The following is a 16,972-nucleotide window of genomic DNA, read 5'->3' as shown; positions in this document are numbered from 1 at the left end:
ATCCTTAGGGTTTGTCCCGCTGGAGGCGGAAGTTGATCACGCTGATGATCGCCAGGAAGGCGAAGAGCACGTAGCTCATGGCCGCCGCCGCCGCCATGTTGTTCTGCGAGAGCCCCTGGTCCGAGATGTACATGATCGCCGTGCGGGTCTGGTTGGCCGGCCCGCCCTTGGTGAGCAGGTAGGACTGCCCGAACATGTTCGCGGACGCCAGGATCGTGGTGGTGCTGACGAAGAGCATCACCGGCCGCAGTCCAGGCAGGGTGACGTTCCAGAACTTGCGGATCGCCCCCGCCCCGTCGAGCGCGGCCGCTTCGTAGAGGTCGGTGTTGATGCCCTTGAGACCGGCGAGCAGGATGACGGCGTTGAACCCCAGAGTCCACCAGACGGTCACGCCCACCAGCGAGACCCACGCCCACGGCACGTCGACGGTCCAGGGGATGTCGGAGGGGAGACCGATCAGGCCGAGGAGGTGGTTGATCATGCCCGACTGCGTGTCGAGCATGTACTTCCAGATCACTCCGATCACCGCGACACCCAGAACGAACGGTGCGAAGAAGATCGCCCGGAACACGGTTCCGCCGGCAATTTTCTGGTTGAGCAGCAGCGCCACACCGAGGGGGATCACGAGCAGGAAGGGAACGCTCGCCACCGTGAAGATCCCGGTGGCACCCAGGCTCTGCCAGAAATCGCCGAAGAAGACCGAACCCGGCGTGACGAGATCGATGTAATTCTGCAGCCCGATGAACGACTGCTCGGTCTTATAGGGGCTCCAGTCGGTGACGCTGATCCAGACTCCGAAGACCGCGGGACCGACCACGAAGGTAGCGAAGAGAACGAGGAACGGAGCCAGGAAGGCATAGGCCGTCCAGGTTCGCCTGCGGGTCCCCGACCCCCCGGCGCTCGCGCGCCGAGGGGCAGGGGTCGGGGTCGCCACGGCGGTCGGGGGGAGGGGCGCCAGACTAGTCACCGTACTTCGCCTCGTTCTGCTTCAGGATCGCGTCGGCCTGCTTGGCCGCGTCGTCGAGAGCATCCGCGGGTGATTTCTTGCCGGTCAGCGCCTCGTTGAGCGCGGTGGTGATGAGCGCGTTCGCGGCGGTGATGCCCGGCGCACTGGTCTCGTAGTGCGCGTAGGGAAGCTCATCGATGAAGGTCGCGAGGTTGGGGTACGCCTCGATCAGGGCGGGGTCGTTACGAACGTCATTTGCTGCGGGCAGCTCACCGGTTTCGGCCCAACCGCTGGAGTTCTCGTTCATCCACTTGACGAAGGTCGCTGCCGCGGAGGTCTTGTTGGCGTCCTGGCCCTTGTTGTTCAGGAACATCCAGTGGGTCGAGCTCGACCAGACGGCCTTCTCGGTTCCGATCTGGGGAACCGGTGCCGCTGTCCAGTCCAGCGCGTCGAACGCCTCATTGGTCGTTTGCCAGACGCCATTCCAGTTGTAAGCGGTCTGCCCGGAGAGCAGGCCCTTGATGTTGCCGTCCTGGGCCACATTCGCGGGGCTGTAGCCCTGGTCGATCAGGTCGGTCATGTGAGTGAGGGCCTGCACGCCGGCCTCGGAGTTGAAGGTCGCCTTGGTCACATCGTCGTTGTACAGGTCGCCACCGAACTGCCAGAGCAGGGACTGGAACTCGAAGGTGCCGGTGAAGACGTAGCCGTCGACCCACTCGCCCTGGATGCCTGCTGCCTTGAGTGTCTCGAGTGCGGCCATGTAGCCGTCCTTGTCGGCGGGTACCGTCGCGGGGTCGATTCCGGCGGATTTCAGGACATCGTTGTTGACGTAGAGGCCAAGCGGCGTCACGCTCCAGGGAATCCCGTACTGACTGCCGGAGTATGCGCCGGCGTCCATCAGGCCCTCGGGGAAGTCATCGGCGGAGTAGCCGAGATCGTCGATGATGGCGTCGGCCTCAAGGAGGAGGCCCTGCGCCGCGTAGGTGGCGACATCGTCACCGTGGGCGACGGCCACGTCGGGGCCCTTGCCCGCCTTGATGGCCAGCGGCATCTTCTTCGAGATGTCCCCCCACTCCATGGGAACGTTCTTGACCACGATGTTCGGGTGCTCAGAGTTGAACTCTTCGACGAGTTTCGGTACGAGAACGGGGGCGGCGCCGCCCGTCCACCCATTCCAGAAGCTGATCGTCACGTCGGGACCGGTGTAGTCCGCGCCGGACACGGCTCCACCACCGGCGCTCGTGCCTCCAGTGCTGCAACCGGCGAGGGCAACCCCCATTCCAACCGCCAAGGTTGCGGCAATCGCGCGACGCGCGAATCCTTCCTTCATGGTGCTCTCCTTTGAGTAGTCGCCGACTCGCGGCGATGAATGAGTCGGATCAGGTGCCCGGCCGGTGCCGGACCGGGTGATGTGTTCATTCCGGCACGGCTTCAGAAAGCGGATGATGCGACGGGATAAATTTACAGCGCTAGAAAGTCATCCGTCAAGCTTCCTTCGCATCACGAAGCAGACGGGCACGAAGGCTAGAGTCATGGATGAAACCCTCACGCGCCCCCGCAGCGCCGACTCAAGGAGCAGCAATGGCCGGAGTGCGACTCCAGGACGTCGCCGTTCACGCCGGCGTGTCGATGAAGACAGTGTCGAACGTCGTGCACGACCATCCCCACGTTTCCGCGGCGATGCGGGAGCGGGTTCAACGCGCCATCGATGATCTGGGCTACCGGCCGAACGCCCTCGGCCGACGCCTGGCCACGGGACGCACGGGCCTCATCGCACTCGCGTTCGCCGATGTGCGCCTGGCCTACTTCTCCGAGCTGGCGAGTCTGGTCTCAGCGGCAGCCGCCTCGACGGGCGCCGGCTACCGACTGCTCCTCGAGGAGACATCCGGCACCATCGCCGGCGAGCGGGCCGTCCTCTCGTCGAGTGAGGCCGGCCTCGTCGACGGCATGCTCTTCCAACCCTCGATGATGACGTCCACCGAAGTGGCCCAGCGCCGCAGCGACATACCCATGGTGCTGCTGGGCGAGGGCGCGGCGCCGATCGGTGTCGACCACGTAATGATCGACAACGTCGCCGCCGCCAACCGGGCCACGCGCCACCTCAGCGCCCTCGGACGGACCCGAATTGCCTTCGTGGGTCACGAGGAGAGCGGCCAATCCGCTACGTCCACGCAGCGACTCATCGGATACCAGCAGGGGATCGAGGAATCGGGGCTGGTCCTGGATATGTCCCTGCTCATCCCCACCCGGGCCATCGCTCCAGCCGAGGCCGCCCGTGCCGTCGGAGCAGCCCTGGATCGCGGTCTGCGATTTGACGGCCTGGTGTGCCGGGACGACCTCGCAGCGATCGGCGCCTTGCGCGCTCTCCAGGAACGCGGCATCCGGATTCCCGACGACGTGGCCGTCGTGGGCTGGGACGACATCTCCTTCGCAGCCGTCACCTTCCCGAGCCTCACCACGATCGCCCCGGACATGCCCGCGCTGGCCCGCGTCGCCCTCGAAATGCTGGAAGAGCGCATCATGGGCTACACCGGCCTGGGGCGCCATCGCCTGGTGGATTTCGACCTCGTCATTCGGGAAAGCGCGCCAGCAGTACCCCACGGTTGAACCGACCGGGCCGGCTGCGACGGCATCAATTCAATTTGCGGATTTACAGCGCTGCAAATTCAGTGCATGATGGAGGACATGAGTAGCACCGTCGATCTCGCGCCCGCCGTCTTTCGCGCCAGCCAGCAGGACGGGCGCTACCCGCGCCCCCAGCTCGTCCGCCCCGCTTGGACCGAACTGTCCGGGGACTGGGGCTTCGCCTTCGACGACGCCGACATCGGTTTGGCAGCCCGTTGGTTCGCCGACGCGCGATTCGATCGAACCATTCAGGTTCCGTTCCCCTTCGAGTCCGCCGCCTCGGGCATTCACGACACCGGGTTCCACCCGGTGGCCTGGTATTCGCGGTCCTTCGACGACAACGACCTGGCGCGGGCCGGCTTCTTCACGGGCCAGCGTCTGCGCGTGCACTTCGGCGCGGTCGACTATCGCGCCAGCGTTTGGGTCGACGGAACGTTTCTCGGTCAGCACGAGGGTGGGCACACCCCCTTCTCCTTCGACATCACCGACGCGGTCGTGGCCGGTGTGGCCGAACACTCCATAGTGGTCAGGGCTGAGGATGATCCCCTCGACGTGACTCAGCCGCGCGGCAAACAGGATTGGCGCGTCGAACCGCACTCAATCTGGTATCACCGCACCAGCGGCATCTGGCAGCCGGTCTGGCTCGAGTCCACGAACCCCTTGGCCGTCACTCTCGTGCACTGGATACCGGACCTGCCGAATGCGACGGTTCGTGTTCGGATCGATGTCAGTCGACGGCCCACGGCCGGCACGACGGTGTCCCTCAGCCTGAGTGTCGACGGTGATCCCCTGACCCAGGCGACGGTAGCCGTCACCGCGACGACCCAGGTCTTCACCATCGCGCTCCCGGCTCAGGTGAACGGTCAAGCCTACGAAGAGCTGCTGTGGACCCCAGAGTCGCCACGGCTGATTGATGCCACTTTGACGGTACGCACCGGTTCCTCAACGAACACGCAGGGGACGGCTGTGGATGTCGTACATTCCTATTTCGGCCTTCGCTCGGCGGCGATCGCTCGCGGCCGGTTCCTTCTGAACGACCGGCCCTACTATGTGAGGTCTGTTCTGCAACAGGGATACTGGCCCCAGTCGCATCTCGCCAGCCCCTCGCCGGAGGCCCTGCGCCGGGACGTCGAGCTCATCAAGGAACTCGGTTTCAACGCGACTCGTGTGCACCAGAAGATCGAGGACCCCCGTTTCCTCTATTGGACGGACCGGCTCGGCCTCCTCGTCTGGGGCGAGACCCCCGGCGCCTTCGAATTTGGCGCCACGGCCGTGCGGCGGATGTTGGCGGAGTGGACCGAAGTCGTGGAACGGGACCTCTCGCATCCCTCTCTCGTGACGTGGGTGCCGCTGAACGAGAGCTGGGGCGTGCAGCACATCGCCCATGACCCCGCGCAGCAGAACTACGCGCGGGCACTCGTCGCGCTCACCCGCACACTGGATCCGTCCCGCCCGGTGATCTCCAACGACGGTTGGGAGCACATCGACTCCGACATCCTCTCGGTGCACGACTATGAATCGATCGGCGACACCCTCCGCGAGCGTTACAGCGACGACGACGCAAAACGCAGGCTTCTCAGCGACCTCGGGCCCGCGGGGCGCCGTCTCCTTCTCGCCGGCCAGGAGATCGGTGAGCGGCCCGTCATGCTCACCGAATTCGGCGGCATCTCCTTCGCCACCCACTATGCGGACAGTGACGCCTGGGGCTACTCGAGCGCCCAGACCGCGGACGATTTCCTCGAGCGTCTGGACGCCGTCGTGGCGGCAATCCACTCCAGTTCGTTCCTGGCCGGGTTCTGCTACACCCAACTGACCGACACCCTCCAGGAAACCAACGGACTGCTCGACGACAACCGCAGGCCCAAGGTGCCCATGCACCTGCTTCGCGCCATCATCACGCAGACCGCACCCGACGGGCCCCCGCTCGGTTAGCGGGCCACCTGGCCGCAGGTGCTCGCGAGTACGACAGAACGCCTCGGACGATTCCTCGTCCGGGGCGTTCTCGGGGGTTGTGCCGGGTTATGCGCGGCGGAACCGGCGGGCCAGCAGCAGGCCGGCGCCAAGGAGCATCGCAAGGACGCTCGCCGCAACGGCCGGAACGCTCCAGGTCGAGACGCCGGTTTCGGCAAGCTCACGCGTTGACGCCGCGGGGGTGGGCGCCGGCGCCGTCACGGCTGCCGGCGTGACGGCAGTCGCCGTCGGGGTGGGCGTGGCGTTCACCGGCGGCACGATCGGTGCGGGCGTCTCGCTCACCGAAGGCACGATCGGCGTGGGCGTCGGCGGCACTGAGGGCGTCGGGGTCGGGCAGGCGACAGTCGTGTCGGCGAAGGTGCGGTCATACCCGTCGTGCGTGCCGAGAACCACCGAATAGGTGTGCGACGTCTGGCCGTCCAGTGCGATCGTCGAGGCATAGGTCTTGCCGAACTTCACCGGCGCCGAGGCGACGCCGTCGATGGTGACGGTGACCGTGTTCGGCGTGGCGTCGGCCGCAACGGCCGGTTTGCCGCCGCTGGCCGGCTTCGCGGCGATCACGTTGTAGCTCTCGAATTTCATCGACAGCGACGTGCAGTCAGTGGTCACGGCCGGAGTGTGGGCGAACGCCGGCACGGCAGTCAGTCCGAGTCGGCTTGGGATTTCCAACCCATCATCCGTTCCTTCGGGCATCGGCCCGGCCGCACAAATCCGGCCTCTGCGTGCGGCAGAATGGGCAGGTGCCCCATGACTTGCTCGCCCTGTTCGACCTGGGCGAGGAGACCGGCGACATGCTCGCAGCGCCGGCGCCGGCCGCGCCCGCCGCACGGCCCGTGAGCGCCCATTTACTGCGCATCGTCGCCGACTCCACCGACAGGGTCGCCTGGCTGCGCGCTCGCAGCCAGGGCATCACCGCCACGGATGTCGCCAAGCTCGCCACCGAGAAATCCGTGCACAACGCGGCGAGGGAGAAGATCAACGGCAGCGGCTTCGGCGGTAACCCGTACACCGACCACGGTCGGGCCCGGGAACCCGAGATCGCGGCGTGGGTGCTGGCGAACTACGGTATCGAACCGAGCACCAACCTTTTCCACGCCGCGGGTCAACCCCGCCACCTGGCCACTCCCGACGGCCTGGGCCTGGCGGGCAACGGGGTCTTCGAACTCGCCGAGATCAAGACCACAAGCAAGCCCTGGCGCAGCATCCCCCGCTCCTACCTGCGGCAGATCTGGTGGCAGCAGTACGTGCTCGGTGCCGACCGCACCCTGCTGGTGTGGGAGGAGCACGATAATTTCGTGCCTCGCAACGCTGTGCCGGAGTGCCGCTGGATCGACCGGGACGACGACCAGATCAGGATCCTGGTGGGTTTTGCCGACCAGCTGATCGATTTGCTCAACCACCAGCGCGAGCGCGAGCGTGCCGCCGCCCCGCCACCCTACGACTACGGCCGCTGAGCCGGCCGGGAAGACGCCAGGATAGTGGCGCAGAATAGGCACATGCCCTTTTCCCCGGTTATGCCCACCTCCATGCGCGCCCTGGTCATCGACCGCACGGGCGGCCCCGACGAACTACACGTGGCCGAGCTTCCACTGCCCATCGCGGTAGGCGACGAGCTCCTCGTGCGCGTGGTGGCCGCGGGCATCAACCCCATCGACGCGAAGACCAGGGCCGGGTCCGGCGCCGCAGCCGCAATCGGCGGTTACCCCACGGTGCTCGGCAACGACTTCAGCGGGGTCGTCGTGCGCGCCCCCTACGACACGTTTGAGTTGCAGCCCGGCGACGCCGTGTACGGCATGGCCCGGCCGCCGCGGATCGCGGGCAGCTACGCCGAATACCTCGTGATGTCGAGCCTGTCCGTCGCCCGCAAGCCCGCCGCGGTGAGCCATGTCGAGGCCGCCGGCATCCCGTTGGCCGCGATGACCGCCTGGGGCATGGTGAACCTCGCCGAGGCCGGGCCCGGCCAGCGGATACTCATCCACGCCGGCAGCGGCGGCGTCGGCCACTTCGCCGTGCAGTTCGCCAGGCACCTGGGCGCCCACGTCATCGCGACGGGCTCCACGGCCTCGATCGAGTTCCTGCAGCGCCTCGGCGCGCACGAGGTGATCGACTACAGCACCACCCGATTCGAGGAGAACCTCACGAACCTCGACAGTGTCATCGACCTGATCGGCAATGTGCACGATGACACCGGCACCCGCTCGCTCGCGGTGCTGCGACCGGACGGCCTGCTCGTGAACGCCCCCACCGGCAGCTGGCCCACCATGCAGGCCGACGCCGCCGCCGCGGGCGTGCGCGCCACCGGCTACAAGGTCGCCGCCGACGCCCGGGTGCTCGACACCATCACTGCACTGATCGACAACGGCAGCGTGCGGGTGAACATCGACTCGGTCTTCGATCTCGAGGACGGCGCCGCCGCACACCGGGCCATCGAGGGCGGCCACACCCGCGGCAAGATCGTGTTGCGGGTCTCCGACGTCGACGAGAGTGCCGCGTGACCGGCGCAGGCGGTTCCGCGGCCCACACAGCCCCGGCCCATCCCGACGGGCCTTCGCTGGTCTGGTTGCGTGATGACCTGCGGCTGGGTGACAACCCAGCCCTCACCGCCGCAGTCGACCGCGGTCGGCCGCTCACGCTGGTCTATCTTCTCGACGAGGTATCCCCCGGCATCCGCCCGCTCGGCGGCGCCGCCCGCTGGTGGCTGCACCAGAGCCTGGTCTCCCTGGCCGCCGACACGGCGGCCCTCGGCGGCCGCCTGGTGCTGCGCCGCGGTGCCGCGGCGACCGTGATCGCCGAGCTCGTCGATGAGCTCGGCGCCGGCGCGGTGTTCTGGAACCGGCGGTACGGCGTCGCCGAGCGCGACCTGGACACCCAGATCAAGGCGAGCCTCACCGAGGCCGGCGTCGTGGCGCACAGCTTCGCCGGCTCCCTGCTCTTCGAACCGTGGACCATCCGCACCGGCGGCGGCACCCCGTACACGGTATTCACCCCGTTCTGGCGGGCCTGCACCGCCGGCCCACCGCCACGGACGCCCTACCCCGCACCGGCATCACTCGATCTGCCCGGCGACACCGACGCAGCCAGCCCAGCGCGCAGCGCCCCCGCCACCCTGCCCTCCGACGACCTCGACTCGTGGGAGCTGGAGCCGCGCCACCCGGACTGGGCCGACGGGCTGCGCGAGGCCTGGACCCCCGGCGAAGGCGCCGCGCAGCAGCTGCTCGCAGCCTTCCTCGACGACGCCCTGCCGCGGTACGGCACCGAACGCGACCTGCCGGCGCAACAGGCCACCTCGAGGCTCTCGCCGTACCTGCGCTGGGGCGAGATCAGTCCGCACCAGATCTGGCACGCCACCGACGTCGCCCGGCGGGGCCTCACCGGCGCAGCCGCCAGCAGCGCGACCCGGTTCCTCACCGAGGTCGGCTGGCGTGAGTTCGCGTACCACGTGCTCTTCCACGCACCCGATCTGGCCACGGCCAACCTGCGCCCCGGCTTCGACGCCTTCCCCTGGCCGCCGCTGGACGAGCGCGCCCTACAGGCCTGGCGGCAGGGCCGCACCGGCTTCCGGTTGGTGGATGCCGGCATGCGTGAGCTATGGCGCACCGGCAGCATGCACAACCGGGTGCGCATGGTCACGGCGTCGTTCCTGATCAAGAACCTGCTCATCGACTGGCGGTTGGGCGAGCAGTGGTTCTGGGACACCCTCGTCGACGCCGACCCGGCCAGCAACCCGTTCGGCTGGCAGTGGGTGGCCGGGTCGGGGGCGGATGCCGCGCCGTACTTCCGGGTGTTCAACCCCGAACTGCAGGCGGCGAAGTTCGATCCCGCCAACGAGTACGTGCGGCAGAACGTGCCCGAGTGGGGCACCGGGGCCTACCCGCAGCCCATCGTCGACCTCGGCGAAACCCGCCGGGCCGCCCTGGCCGCCTACGAGCAGGTCAAGAACTCGCGACCTGTGAGTTAACCCCCGGAATCTCGAGGCAAAGTCAAGCGGTCTAAGCAACGCCGGTGGTTTGTGCTGCTGTGAGCAGCTGGGCTAGCCGGTTGGCTGGGGTTTCGAGGCCGAGGGTGGGTCGGGGCCGGCGGTTGAGTTTCGCTGCGACGCGAGCCAGATCGTCGGCGGTGTGGCCGGAGAGGTTCGAGCCTTTCTCGAACCAGAACCTCAGCAGCCGGTTCGTGTTCTCGTTGGTTCCGCGCTGCCAGGGCGAGTGCGGGTCGCAGAAGTAAAGCTTGGTGTCCAAGGCAAGTTGGATGCGCTCGTAGTCGGCCAGTTCCGTGCCGCGGTCCCAGGTCACTGAACGGCGCAGGTGATCGGGCAGGTGGCGCATCTCGCGGATCATCGCGGTCGCGACTTCGTCGGCCGTGTGAGGCCCGGGCAAATGCAGCAGGATCGTGAACCGGGTGCTGCGTTCTACGAGGGTCCCGATCGCGGACGAATCGTCTCCGCCGCCGATGATGAGGTCACCTTCCCAATGCCCCGGAACGGCCCGATCGGCGACTTCCGCCGGTCGCTGGCTGATCTTCAACGCGTCCTTATAGGGACTGTTCGATTTGCGGTCCGTGGAGTGCGGAACACGCTTCGTGCGCTTCGTCGAGAGACTTTTAGCCAGATCAGCTCGTAGTTCTCCGCGGGTTTGCACGTACAGCGCATGGTAGATCGTTTCGTGGCTCACCTGCATAGTCTCGTCACCGTCGAAGTAATGCGCCAACATCGCCGAGATCAATTTCGGGCTCCACCCGTCATCCATCCAGACCTCGATCAACTCGCAGAGCGCCGCGTTGTCGACCAACTTCAGCCGTTTGGGCCGATGCCGGGCCTGGTGTGCCTTGGTATGCGCGACGGACGCGTAGTAGACGCCATCAAGGCTGGTGTTGCGGTGCACTTCCCGCCAGACCACGGACTTGTTCCGACCGATTTCCCGGCCGATCTCGGCGTAGCTCAGGCCCTTGCGACGGCCGAACTGGATCATCGCGCGCTCGGCCAACGTCAACGCCCGACCGCCCTCCACACCACCGCCCGGTGCGGGATCGGCGACGCCACCAACAACGGATCTCGGAGCACTTAGGGCCATGCCGCCAGACTGCTGCCACCACTGCGTCGCGGTATTGACCGACGCGCCCAACGAGGCCGCAGACACCCGCAAACCACCCCCAGAGCAGACCAAATCCACGAACCTCGTCCGCGTTCCCGCCGGAAAAAGCTTGACCATCCAACACTCCTTGAATCAGAGCGTTGCTACGACCGTATGACTTTGCCCGAGGTTTTCGGGGCTTTTCTCACGGTCCGCGGCTCTAGAGGGCGCGCTCCAGCACGTAGTCGTCTTCGTAGCGCTCGCCCACCAGGAACCGTTTGATACCCACCTGTTCGAAGCCGTGCTTGCCGTAGAAGCGCAGGGCGCGCACGTTCTCCTGGTTCACGCCGAGCCAGGAGCCGGCGGCCCCACGCTCCCGGGCGGCATCGAGCGTGGCCGCCATCAGGGCGGCGGCCGTGCCGCTGCCGTGCGCCTCGGCGCGCACATAGCATTTGCTCAGCTCGGCGGTGGGGCGGATCCGGATCGCGCCGGCGGCATCCGCGTCGTGCGGTTCACCGAAGACGAGCATCGTGTAGCCGGTGAGGGTGCCCGCGCCGGTTTCGGCCACGAGCAGGAGTCGGTCCGGGTCGGCGAGGAAGGCCTCGAAGTTCGCCGGGGCGAGCACACGCGTAAGGAACGCGGCGATGGCGTCGGCGCTGGTGTGCGGCGGGCAGGCCAGGGCGAAGGTGGCCTCGGCCAGCTCGGCGAGCGCCGCGGCTTCGTCGGGACGAGCCGGGCGAATCCGCACCTCGGCGGCGGGCCGGGTCGGTGCAGGGGCGGTCGGTGCGGGGCCTGTCGGTGCGGGGCCTGTCGGTGCGGGGCCTGTCGAAGCAGGGTCTGTCGGTGTGGTCTCGGTCACCGTCCCAGCTTCTCAGTCCGACTCCGGACGCGCAAACGGCCCGGCCGGGGGTACCGGCGGGGCCGTTCGCTGACGCCTGTCGCCTACAGGTAGCGGGCGTAGGCGGCGACGGTGAGGAAGGTCGGGAACTCGGGTTCGAGCGCCGAGGCCCTGAGCACCTCGAGGGCGTCATCGAACCTGTCCCCTGTCGTACGGGGCAACGCCGCCATCTCCTCGGCGACCAGCCCGGCCACCCAGTCCGCGTCGATCCGGCGACCGTCGGCGAGGGCCGAGTTGTCGTGGATCCACTGCCAGATCTGCGAGCGGGAGATCTCCGCGGTGGCGGCATCCTCCATCAGGTTGTCGATCGCCGCGGCGCCGACGCCGCGCAGCCAGGACTCGATGTAGCGCAGGGCGATGCGCACATTGCCGCGCACCCCGGCCTCGGTGATCTGACCGCCGGCCGACGCCACATCCAGAAGGTCGGCCGCGGTGACCTGGACCTCATCGCGGGTGCGCTCCAGCTGGTTGGTCCGGTCGCCGAGCACGGCATCGAACTCGGCCCTCGCGGTGGGAATGAGGTCGGGATGCGCCACCCAGGTGCCGTCGAAGCCGTCACCGGCCTCGCGGCGCTTGTCCGCGGCCACCTGTTCCAGGGCTCGTTCGGTCACGGCGGGGTCCCGCCGGTTCGGGATGAAGGCGCTCATCCCGCCGATGGCGTACGCGCCGCGGCGGTGGCAGGTGGCCACCAGCAGTTCGGTGTACGACCGCATGAACGGCACCGTCATGGTGATTTCCTTGCGGTCGGGCAGCACGAACCGGCGGCCCCTGGCGCGGAAGGTCTTGATGATGCTGAAGATGTAGTCCCAGCGCCCGGCGTTCAGGCCCGCGCAGTGGTCGCGCAGCTCGTAGAGGATCTCCTCCATTTCGAAGGCGGCCTGGATGGTCTCGATCAGCACCGTGGCGCGGATGGTGCCGTGTCCGAGGTTCAGGTGGTCCTCGCTGTGGCTGAAGATGTCATTCCACAGCCGCGCCTCGAGGTGGCTCTCGAGCTTGGGCAGGTAGAAGTAGGGACCGCTGCCGTTCTCGATCAGCCGGTGCGCGTTGTGGAAGGCGTAGAGGCCGAAGTCCACCAGGCTGCCGGAGGCCGGCATCCGCCGGTTGGCCCGGTCGACGAAGGTGAGATTCTTCTCCACCAGGTGCCAGCCGCGCGGGCGCATGACGATGGTCGGGGTGGACCCCGGGGTGCCGCCATCCTGCCGGTCGGAGGGGGCGCCGGTGACCCGATACGCCTTGCCGTCTGGGCCGTCGTACGACAAGGTGCCGCGCACGGCGTCGTGCAGGGTGAGCTGGCCCTCGATCACGTTCACCCAGGTGGGGCTGGTCGCGTCCTCTTGGTCGGCCAGCCACACGGCCGCGCCGGAGTTGAGCGCGTTGATGGCCATCTTGCGGTCTGTCGGCCCGGTGATCTCCACCCGGCGGTTCTCCAGGCCGGGGCCCGCGCCGGCCACCCGCCAGGTCGGGTCATCGCGGATGTGCGCGGTCTCGGGCAGGAACCGCGGGTCGCGCCCGTTGGCGGCGTCCACCCGGGTCTGCAGCCGGGCGGCCAGCAGGTCGTGCCGGGTGCCGGCGAAGCGGTCATGCAGCTCGGCGAGGAACTCCAGGGCCGCCGGGGTGAGGATCTCGTCGTAGCGTTCACCGAGGGACCCAGTCACCTCGAGGTGCGGATGGATGGTGGCGAAGCTGCCGGTGCTGGTCTCACCGAAGGCCCGCCCGGTGGTGGGCGGTGTCGGCCGTTCGGCCGTCGCCTGGGTTGTCGTGGTCATGATCGTTTTCTCCTTCGAAGCGATGCGGATGTCTGGGCCGGGCCGGCTAGAACTGCTCGGCCTCGGTGGAACCGGCCAGCGCGAGGGTGGCGCTGGTGGGGTTGAGCGCGGTGGCGATCCGGTCGAAGTAGCCGGTGCCCACCTCCCGCTGGTGGCGGGTGGCGGTGTAGCCGTCGGCCTCCGAGGCGAACTCGGCCTCCTGCAGGTCGACGTATGCGCTCATCTGACGCTCGGAGTAGTCCTTGGCCAGGGTGAACATGGAGTGGTTGAGGGCGTGGAAGCCTGCCAGCGTGATGAACTGGAAGGCGTACCCGCAGGCCGAGAGCTCCCGCTGGAACGCGGCGATCTGCTCGTCGTTGAGGTGGGATTTCCAGTTGAACGACGGGGAGCAGTTATAGGCGAGCTTCTTGCCGGGGAACTGCGCGTGGATCTCCTTCGCGAAGCGCTGGGCGAGCTCGAGGTCGGGCTCGCTGCTCTCCACCCAGAGCAGGTCGGCGTACGGAGCGTAGGCCAGGCCTCGCATGATCACCACGTCGGGTCCGTTCGCGGTGTCGTAGAACCCCTCGGCGGTGCGGCTTCCGGTGAGGAATTCCTGGTCACGCTCGTCGATGTCGCTAGTGATCAGGGTGGCGGCGAGCGAGTCGGTACGGGCGATGATGATGGTGGGCACGCCCGCGACGTCCGCCGCCAGCCGGGCCGCATTGAGGGTGCGGATGTGCTGGCCGGTGGGCACGAGCACTTTGCCGCCCATGTGGCCGCACTTCTTCTCGCTGGCGAGCTGGTCCTCCCAGTGCACACCGGCCGCGCCGGCCTCGATCATGGAGGCCATCAGCTCGTAGGCGTTCAGCGGTCCGCCGAAGCCGGCCTCGGCGTCGGCAACGATGGGCGCCATCCAGTCGATGCCGGGCTCGGCACCGGATGCGGCCGCCTCGGCGCCCTCGATCTGGCCGGCCCGCAGCAGCGCGTTGTTGATGCGCCGCACCACGGCCGGCACCGAGTTGGCCGGGTAGAGCGACTGGTCGGGGTAGGTCTGGCCGGACAGGTTCGCGTCGGCGGCGACCTGCCAGCCGGACAGGTAGATGGCCTTGAGCCCGGCGCGCACCTGCTGCACGGCCTGGTTGCCGGTGAGGGCGCCGAGCGCGTGGACCCACTCGGGGTTCTCCGGGGTGCCGTTCTGGTGGATGAGCTCCCAGAGCTTCTCGGCGCCGCGCCGGGCCAGGGTGCGTTCCTCACGAACGGCACCGCGCAGGGCGATCACGTCGTCGGCGGTGTAGTCGCGGCGCACACCCTCCCAGCGCGGGTCGGCCGCCCATTCCAGGGCAAGCTCCGCGGCCGTCTGGGTCTGGTCGCCGGGGCGGGCGGCGGGGCTGCCGGATGCGGTGGGGCCGGATGCGGTGGGGTTCGTCATGGTGTTCTCCTCGGTCAGCGTCATTGCGGAACTGGTGCGTGCACCCACTCTGCTGCGCGCCATCGACCGCACCCCGGGCCCAATCCGAAGAAGAAATCCTGTTCTTCCGGTTGTGTGAACAATCACCGCATGTGAGCATGAGCACATGGTCACCGTCGATCCAGCTCTCCCGCCCCTAGCGCCAGCACCGAGCCCGTCAGCCGCCGGGTCCCCCGCACCGGGCGACGCCGAGCCGGGCGAGGGCGGCCTCGACGCGCTCACCCTGGGCCGGCGCATCCGGGACCGCAGGCACCGACTCGGCCTCACCCTCGATACACTCGCCGCGGCGGTGGACCGGGCGCCCTCGCAGATCTCGATGATCGAAAACGGCAAACGAGAACCGCGCCTGTCGATGCTGCGCCTGATCGCCGCGGCCCTGAACACCACCGTCGACGAACTACTGCGGACGGATGCGCCCACTCCCCGGGCGGCGTTGGAGATCGCTGTCGAACGCGCCCAGCGTGGGCCGGTGTTCACGGCGCTCGGGCTGCCCCGGCTCCGGGTCGGCCCCGGCCAGCCCGACGAGACCCTGCAGACCATCCTCACCCTGCACAACGAGATCGAACGGTTGCACCGGGAACGCGCGGCCACCCCGGAAGAGGCGCGGCGGGCCAACGCCCAACTGCGCGCCGAGATGCGCGCCCGCGACAATTACTTCCCCGAACTCGAGGCGCAAGCGCTCGAGCTCCTCACGGCCGTCGGGCACTCCGGCGGCCCCGTCTCGCATCAGGTCGTGGCCGACATGGCCGCACACCTCGGCTTCTCGCTGCACTACGTCGGTGACCTGCCGCACTCCACCCGGTCCGTCACCGACAAGCGCAACGGCCGAATTTATCTGCCCACCGAGCAGGCCGCGTCCCGTGACAGCCGCTCACCGATCCTGCAGGCCTTCGCCAGCCACCTCTGCGGGCACGTCGAACCGGGAAATTACGCCGATTTTCTGCGACAGCGGGTGGAGACCAATTACTTGACCGCCGCCATCCTGCTGCCGGAGACCGACACCCTGCGACTGCTGAACGACGCCAAGGCGGCCCGGCGTATCTCGCTCGAAGACCTGCGGGATGCCTTCTCGGTGTCCTACGAGACCGCCGCGCATCGGTTCACCAACCTCGCCACCGCGCGGTTGGGCATCCCGGTGCACTTCATGAAGGTGCACGAGTCCGGCACCATCATCAAGGCGTACGAGAACGACGACGTGCAGTTCCCCAGCGACGCGCTCGGCGCCGTGGAGGGCAGCACGGTGTGCCGCAGTTGGACGGCGCGCACGGTCTTCGACGTGCCGGACCGGTTCAGCCCCTGGTACCAGTACACCGACACCCCGGCCGGCACCTTCTGGTGCACCTCCCGCATCGAGAAGGCCAAGGAGGGCGACTACTCCGTCAGCGTCGGCGTGCCGTTCGCCCACGTCAACTGGTTCCGCGGCAGGGAGACCCCGAACCGGGCCGTGTCGCGCTGCCCTGACGAATCCTGCTGCCGCCGGGCGCCCGACGAACTCTCCGACCGCTGGGAGGGCCAGGCCTGGCCGGTCGCCCGCACCCCCACCAGCCTGCTAGCCGCCCTGCCGACGGGCACCTTCCCCGGCGTCGACCCCACCGAGGTGTATCAGTTCCTCGAGGCGCACGCCCCCGCCTGAGACAGAGTGTGCCGACGTGCCGCAATGTGCGCCTGGGGAGCGCCGGATGGAGAATTGTGCGGCAAGTCGCGAGCGTCCGTGCGGGCGGATGCGCACGGATGCGGGCGGATTCAGACGGCGGCGCGGGCCAGGTCGGGCAGGCGGTGCAGGGCGTCGACCAGGGGGCCGAGTTCAGGTTCCTCTTCGGCGGCGGCAAGGGCGCCAGCCAGGGCCTCGTCGTAGACCGGCCGGGCGCGGGCCAGCAGTGCCTCACCGGCCTCGGTGAGCTCGGTGTAGATGCCGCGGCGGTCGTCGGCGCAGAGGATGCGGGTGAGCAGCGCCCGGTCTTCCAGCCGGTTCACCAGGCGGGTCGTCGCGCTGCTCGAGAGGGCGGCGGCCCTGGCGAGCTGCTGCATCCGCATGTGCCAGCCGTGCTGGCGACTGAGGGCGTCCAGCACGGTGAACTCGACCACCGACAGGTCGAAGCCGGCCTGCAGGGCCCGCTCCAGCACGGCTTCGATGCGGCCATGCAAGGCGGCCAGGGTGCGCCAACCCTGCGCCCGAACCTCGACGGCGTCGTCTTCGATGCTCATTCGTGCTTCTCCATGCTCTTTCGACCCGACCCGACTCCGACTACACGA

The 16,972-nt window shown here is 68.2% G+C and carries 14 protein-coding genes; 6 read left to right on the top strand and 8 right to left on the bottom strand.

Annotation, left to right across the window (positions count from 1 at the left end; genetic code table 11):
* Positions 1-4 precede the first annotated feature (4 nt).
* Together B7495_RS01545 and B7495_RS01540 are read right to left on the bottom strand one after the other, a co-directional pair.
* On the bottom strand, positions 5-817 hold the full coding sequence (locus tag B7495_RS01545) for a carbohydrate ABC transporter permease (RefSeq protein ID WP_240632341.1): 813 nt from the start codon (positions 815-817) through the stop codon (positions 5-7).
* Between the two features lie 142 nt (positions 818-959).
* Positions 960-2,276 (bottom strand): ABC transporter substrate-binding protein, encoded by a 1,317-nt coding sequence (locus tag B7495_RS01540; RefSeq protein WP_088455032.1) that lies wholly within the window; start codon positions 2,274-2,276, stop codon positions 960-962.
* Positions 2,277-2,527: 251 nt separating this feature from the next.
* Between B7495_RS01540 and B7495_RS01535 the strand changes: the two genes are divergently transcribed.
* Positions 2,528-3,553, top strand: coding sequence for a LacI family DNA-binding transcriptional regulator (locus B7495_RS01535; protein WP_088455031.1), 1,026 nt, complete (start codon positions 2,528-2,530; stop codon positions 3,551-3,553).
* Positions 3,554-3,631: 78 nt separating this feature from the next.
* Positions 3,632-5,503 (top strand): glycoside hydrolase family 2 protein, encoded by a 1,872-nt coding sequence (locus B7495_RS01530; protein WP_088457819.1) that lies wholly within the window; start codon positions 3,632-3,634, stop codon positions 5,501-5,503.
* A gap of 87 nt (positions 5,504-5,590) precedes the next feature.
* Here B7495_RS01530 and B7495_RS01525 read toward each other — a convergent pair whose 3' ends face one another.
* Entirely contained in the window at positions 5,591-6,151 is a 561-nt protein-coding gene (locus B7495_RS01525) for an LPXTG cell wall anchor domain-containing protein (protein WP_134408366.1), read from the bottom strand.
* A 182-nt stretch (positions 6,152-6,333) separates the two neighbouring features.
* On the opposite strand from B7495_RS01525, the gene B7495_RS01520 reads away from it, so the two are divergent.
* The 3 genes from B7495_RS01520 to B7495_RS01510 are packed head-to-tail and all read left to right on the top strand — an operon-like array spanning position 6,334 to position 9,500.
* Positions 6,334-6,996: a YqaJ viral recombinase family protein gene (locus tag B7495_RS01520; RefSeq protein ID WP_088457818.1), complete on the top strand. Its 663-nt coding sequence runs from the start codon at positions 6,334-6,336 to the stop codon at positions 6,994-6,996.
* A 42-nt stretch (positions 6,997-7,038) separates the two neighbouring features.
* Positions 7,039-8,037, top strand: a complete 999-nt coding sequence (locus B7495_RS01515; RefSeq protein WP_240632340.1) for an NADP-dependent oxidoreductase — start codon at positions 7,039-7,041, stop codon at positions 8,035-8,037.
* A complete protein-coding gene (locus tag B7495_RS01510) occupies positions 8,034-9,500 on the top strand; it encodes a deoxyribodipyrimidine photo-lyase (protein ID WP_088455028.1) in 1,467 nt (488 codons plus the stop codon). Before B7495_RS01515 ends, B7495_RS01510 begins: the two co-directional genes overlap by 4 nt.
* A gap of 31 nt (positions 9,501-9,531) precedes the next feature.
* Here the strand turns inward: B7495_RS01510 and B7495_RS01505 are convergent, their stop codons facing one another.
* The 4 genes from B7495_RS01505 to aceA form a co-directional block, all read right to left on the bottom strand.
* Complete coding sequence (locus B7495_RS01505) at positions 9,532-10,746, bottom strand: IS30 family transposase (RefSeq protein WP_088455027.1); 1,215 nt, start codon at positions 10,744-10,746, stop codon at positions 9,532-9,534.
* Positions 10,747-10,828: 82 nt separating this feature from the next.
* Positions 10,829-11,467 carry a GNAT family N-acetyltransferase gene (locus B7495_RS01500; RefSeq protein ID WP_370028209.1) on the bottom strand — a complete coding sequence of 213 codons (639 nt, stop codon included), beginning with the start codon at positions 11,465-11,467 and terminating at the stop codon, positions 10,829-10,831.
* An 83-nt stretch (positions 11,468-11,550) separates the two neighbouring features.
* Positions 11,551-13,272: a malate synthase A gene (gene aceB, locus B7495_RS01495; protein WP_088455025.1), complete on the bottom strand. Its 1,722-nt coding sequence runs from the start codon at positions 13,270-13,272 to the stop codon at positions 11,551-11,553.
* A gap of 46 nt (positions 13,273-13,318) precedes the next feature.
* The gene (gene aceA / locus B7495_RS01490; RefSeq protein WP_088457817.1) at positions 13,319-14,680 is read right to left on the bottom strand and encodes an isocitrate lyase; all 1,362 of its coding nucleotides are present in this window, start codon (positions 14,678-14,680) and stop codon (positions 13,319-13,321) included.
* Between the two features lie 145 nt (positions 14,681-14,825).
* Between aceA and B7495_RS01485 the strand changes: the two genes are divergently transcribed.
* On the top strand, positions 14,826-16,352 hold the full coding sequence (locus B7495_RS01485) for a helix-turn-helix transcriptional regulator (protein WP_088455024.1): 1,527 nt from the start codon (positions 14,826-14,828) through the stop codon (positions 16,350-16,352).
* Positions 16,353-16,462: 110 nt separating this feature from the next.
* Here B7495_RS01485 and B7495_RS01480 read toward each other — a convergent pair whose 3' ends face one another.
* Positions 16,463-16,924 (bottom strand): MarR family winged helix-turn-helix transcriptional regulator, encoded by a 462-nt coding sequence (locus B7495_RS01480; protein ID WP_088455023.1) that lies wholly within the window; start codon positions 16,922-16,924, stop codon positions 16,463-16,465.
* Between the last annotated feature and the right edge of the window lie 48 nt (positions 16,925-16,972).

The sequence above is a fragment of the Cryobacterium sp. LW097 genome (assembly GCF_002205495.2).
GTDB classification, from domain to species: Bacteria; Actinomycetota; Actinomycetes; order Actinomycetales; family Microbacteriaceae; genus Cryobacterium; species Cryobacterium zongtaii.
The sequence above is the reverse complement of the archived record's forward strand: the minus strand, read 5'-3'. Positions and strand labels throughout refer to the sequence as shown.

What these genes read in the sequence shown, in the direction of transcription:
- B7495_RS01540 (WP_088455032.1), bottom strand. Translation starts at nt 2,276, where the DNA reads ATGAAGGAAGGATTCGCGCGTCGCGCGATTGCCGCAACCTTGGCGGTT.
- B7495_RS01535 (WP_088455031.1), top strand. Translation starts at nt 2,528, where the DNA reads ATGGCCGGAGTGCGACTCCAGGACGTCGCCGTTCACGCCGGCGTGTCG.
- B7495_RS01530 (WP_088457819.1), top strand. Translation starts at nt 3,632, where the DNA reads ATGAGTAGCACCGTCGATCTCGCGCCCGCCGTCTTTCGCGCCAGCCAG.
- B7495_RS01520 (WP_088457818.1), top strand. Translation starts at nt 6,334, where the DNA reads ATGCTCGCAGCGCCGGCGCCGGCCGCGCCCGCCGCACGGCCCGTGAGC.
- B7495_RS01515 (WP_240632340.1), top strand. Translation starts at nt 7,039, where the DNA reads ATGCCCTTTTCCCCGGTTATGCCCACCTCCATGCGCGCCCTGGTCATC.
- B7495_RS01505 (WP_088455027.1), bottom strand. Translation starts at nt 10,746, where the DNA reads ATGGTCAAGCTTTTTCCGGCGGGAACGCGGACGAGGTTCGTGGATTTG.
- aceB (WP_088455025.1), bottom strand. Translation starts at nt 13,272, where the DNA reads ATGACCACGACAACCCAGGCGACGGCCGAACGGCCGACACCGCCCACC.
- aceA (WP_088457817.1), bottom strand. Translation starts at nt 14,680, where the DNA reads ATGACGAACCCCACCGCATCCGGCCCCACCGCATCCGGCAGCCCCGCC.
- B7495_RS01485 (WP_088455024.1), top strand. Translation starts at nt 14,826, where the DNA reads ATGGTCACCGTCGATCCAGCTCTCCCGCCCCTAGCGCCAGCACCGAGC.
- B7495_RS01480 (WP_088455023.1), bottom strand. Translation starts at nt 16,924, where the DNA reads ATGAGCATCGAAGACGACGCCGTCGAGGTTCGGGCGCAGGGTTGGCGC.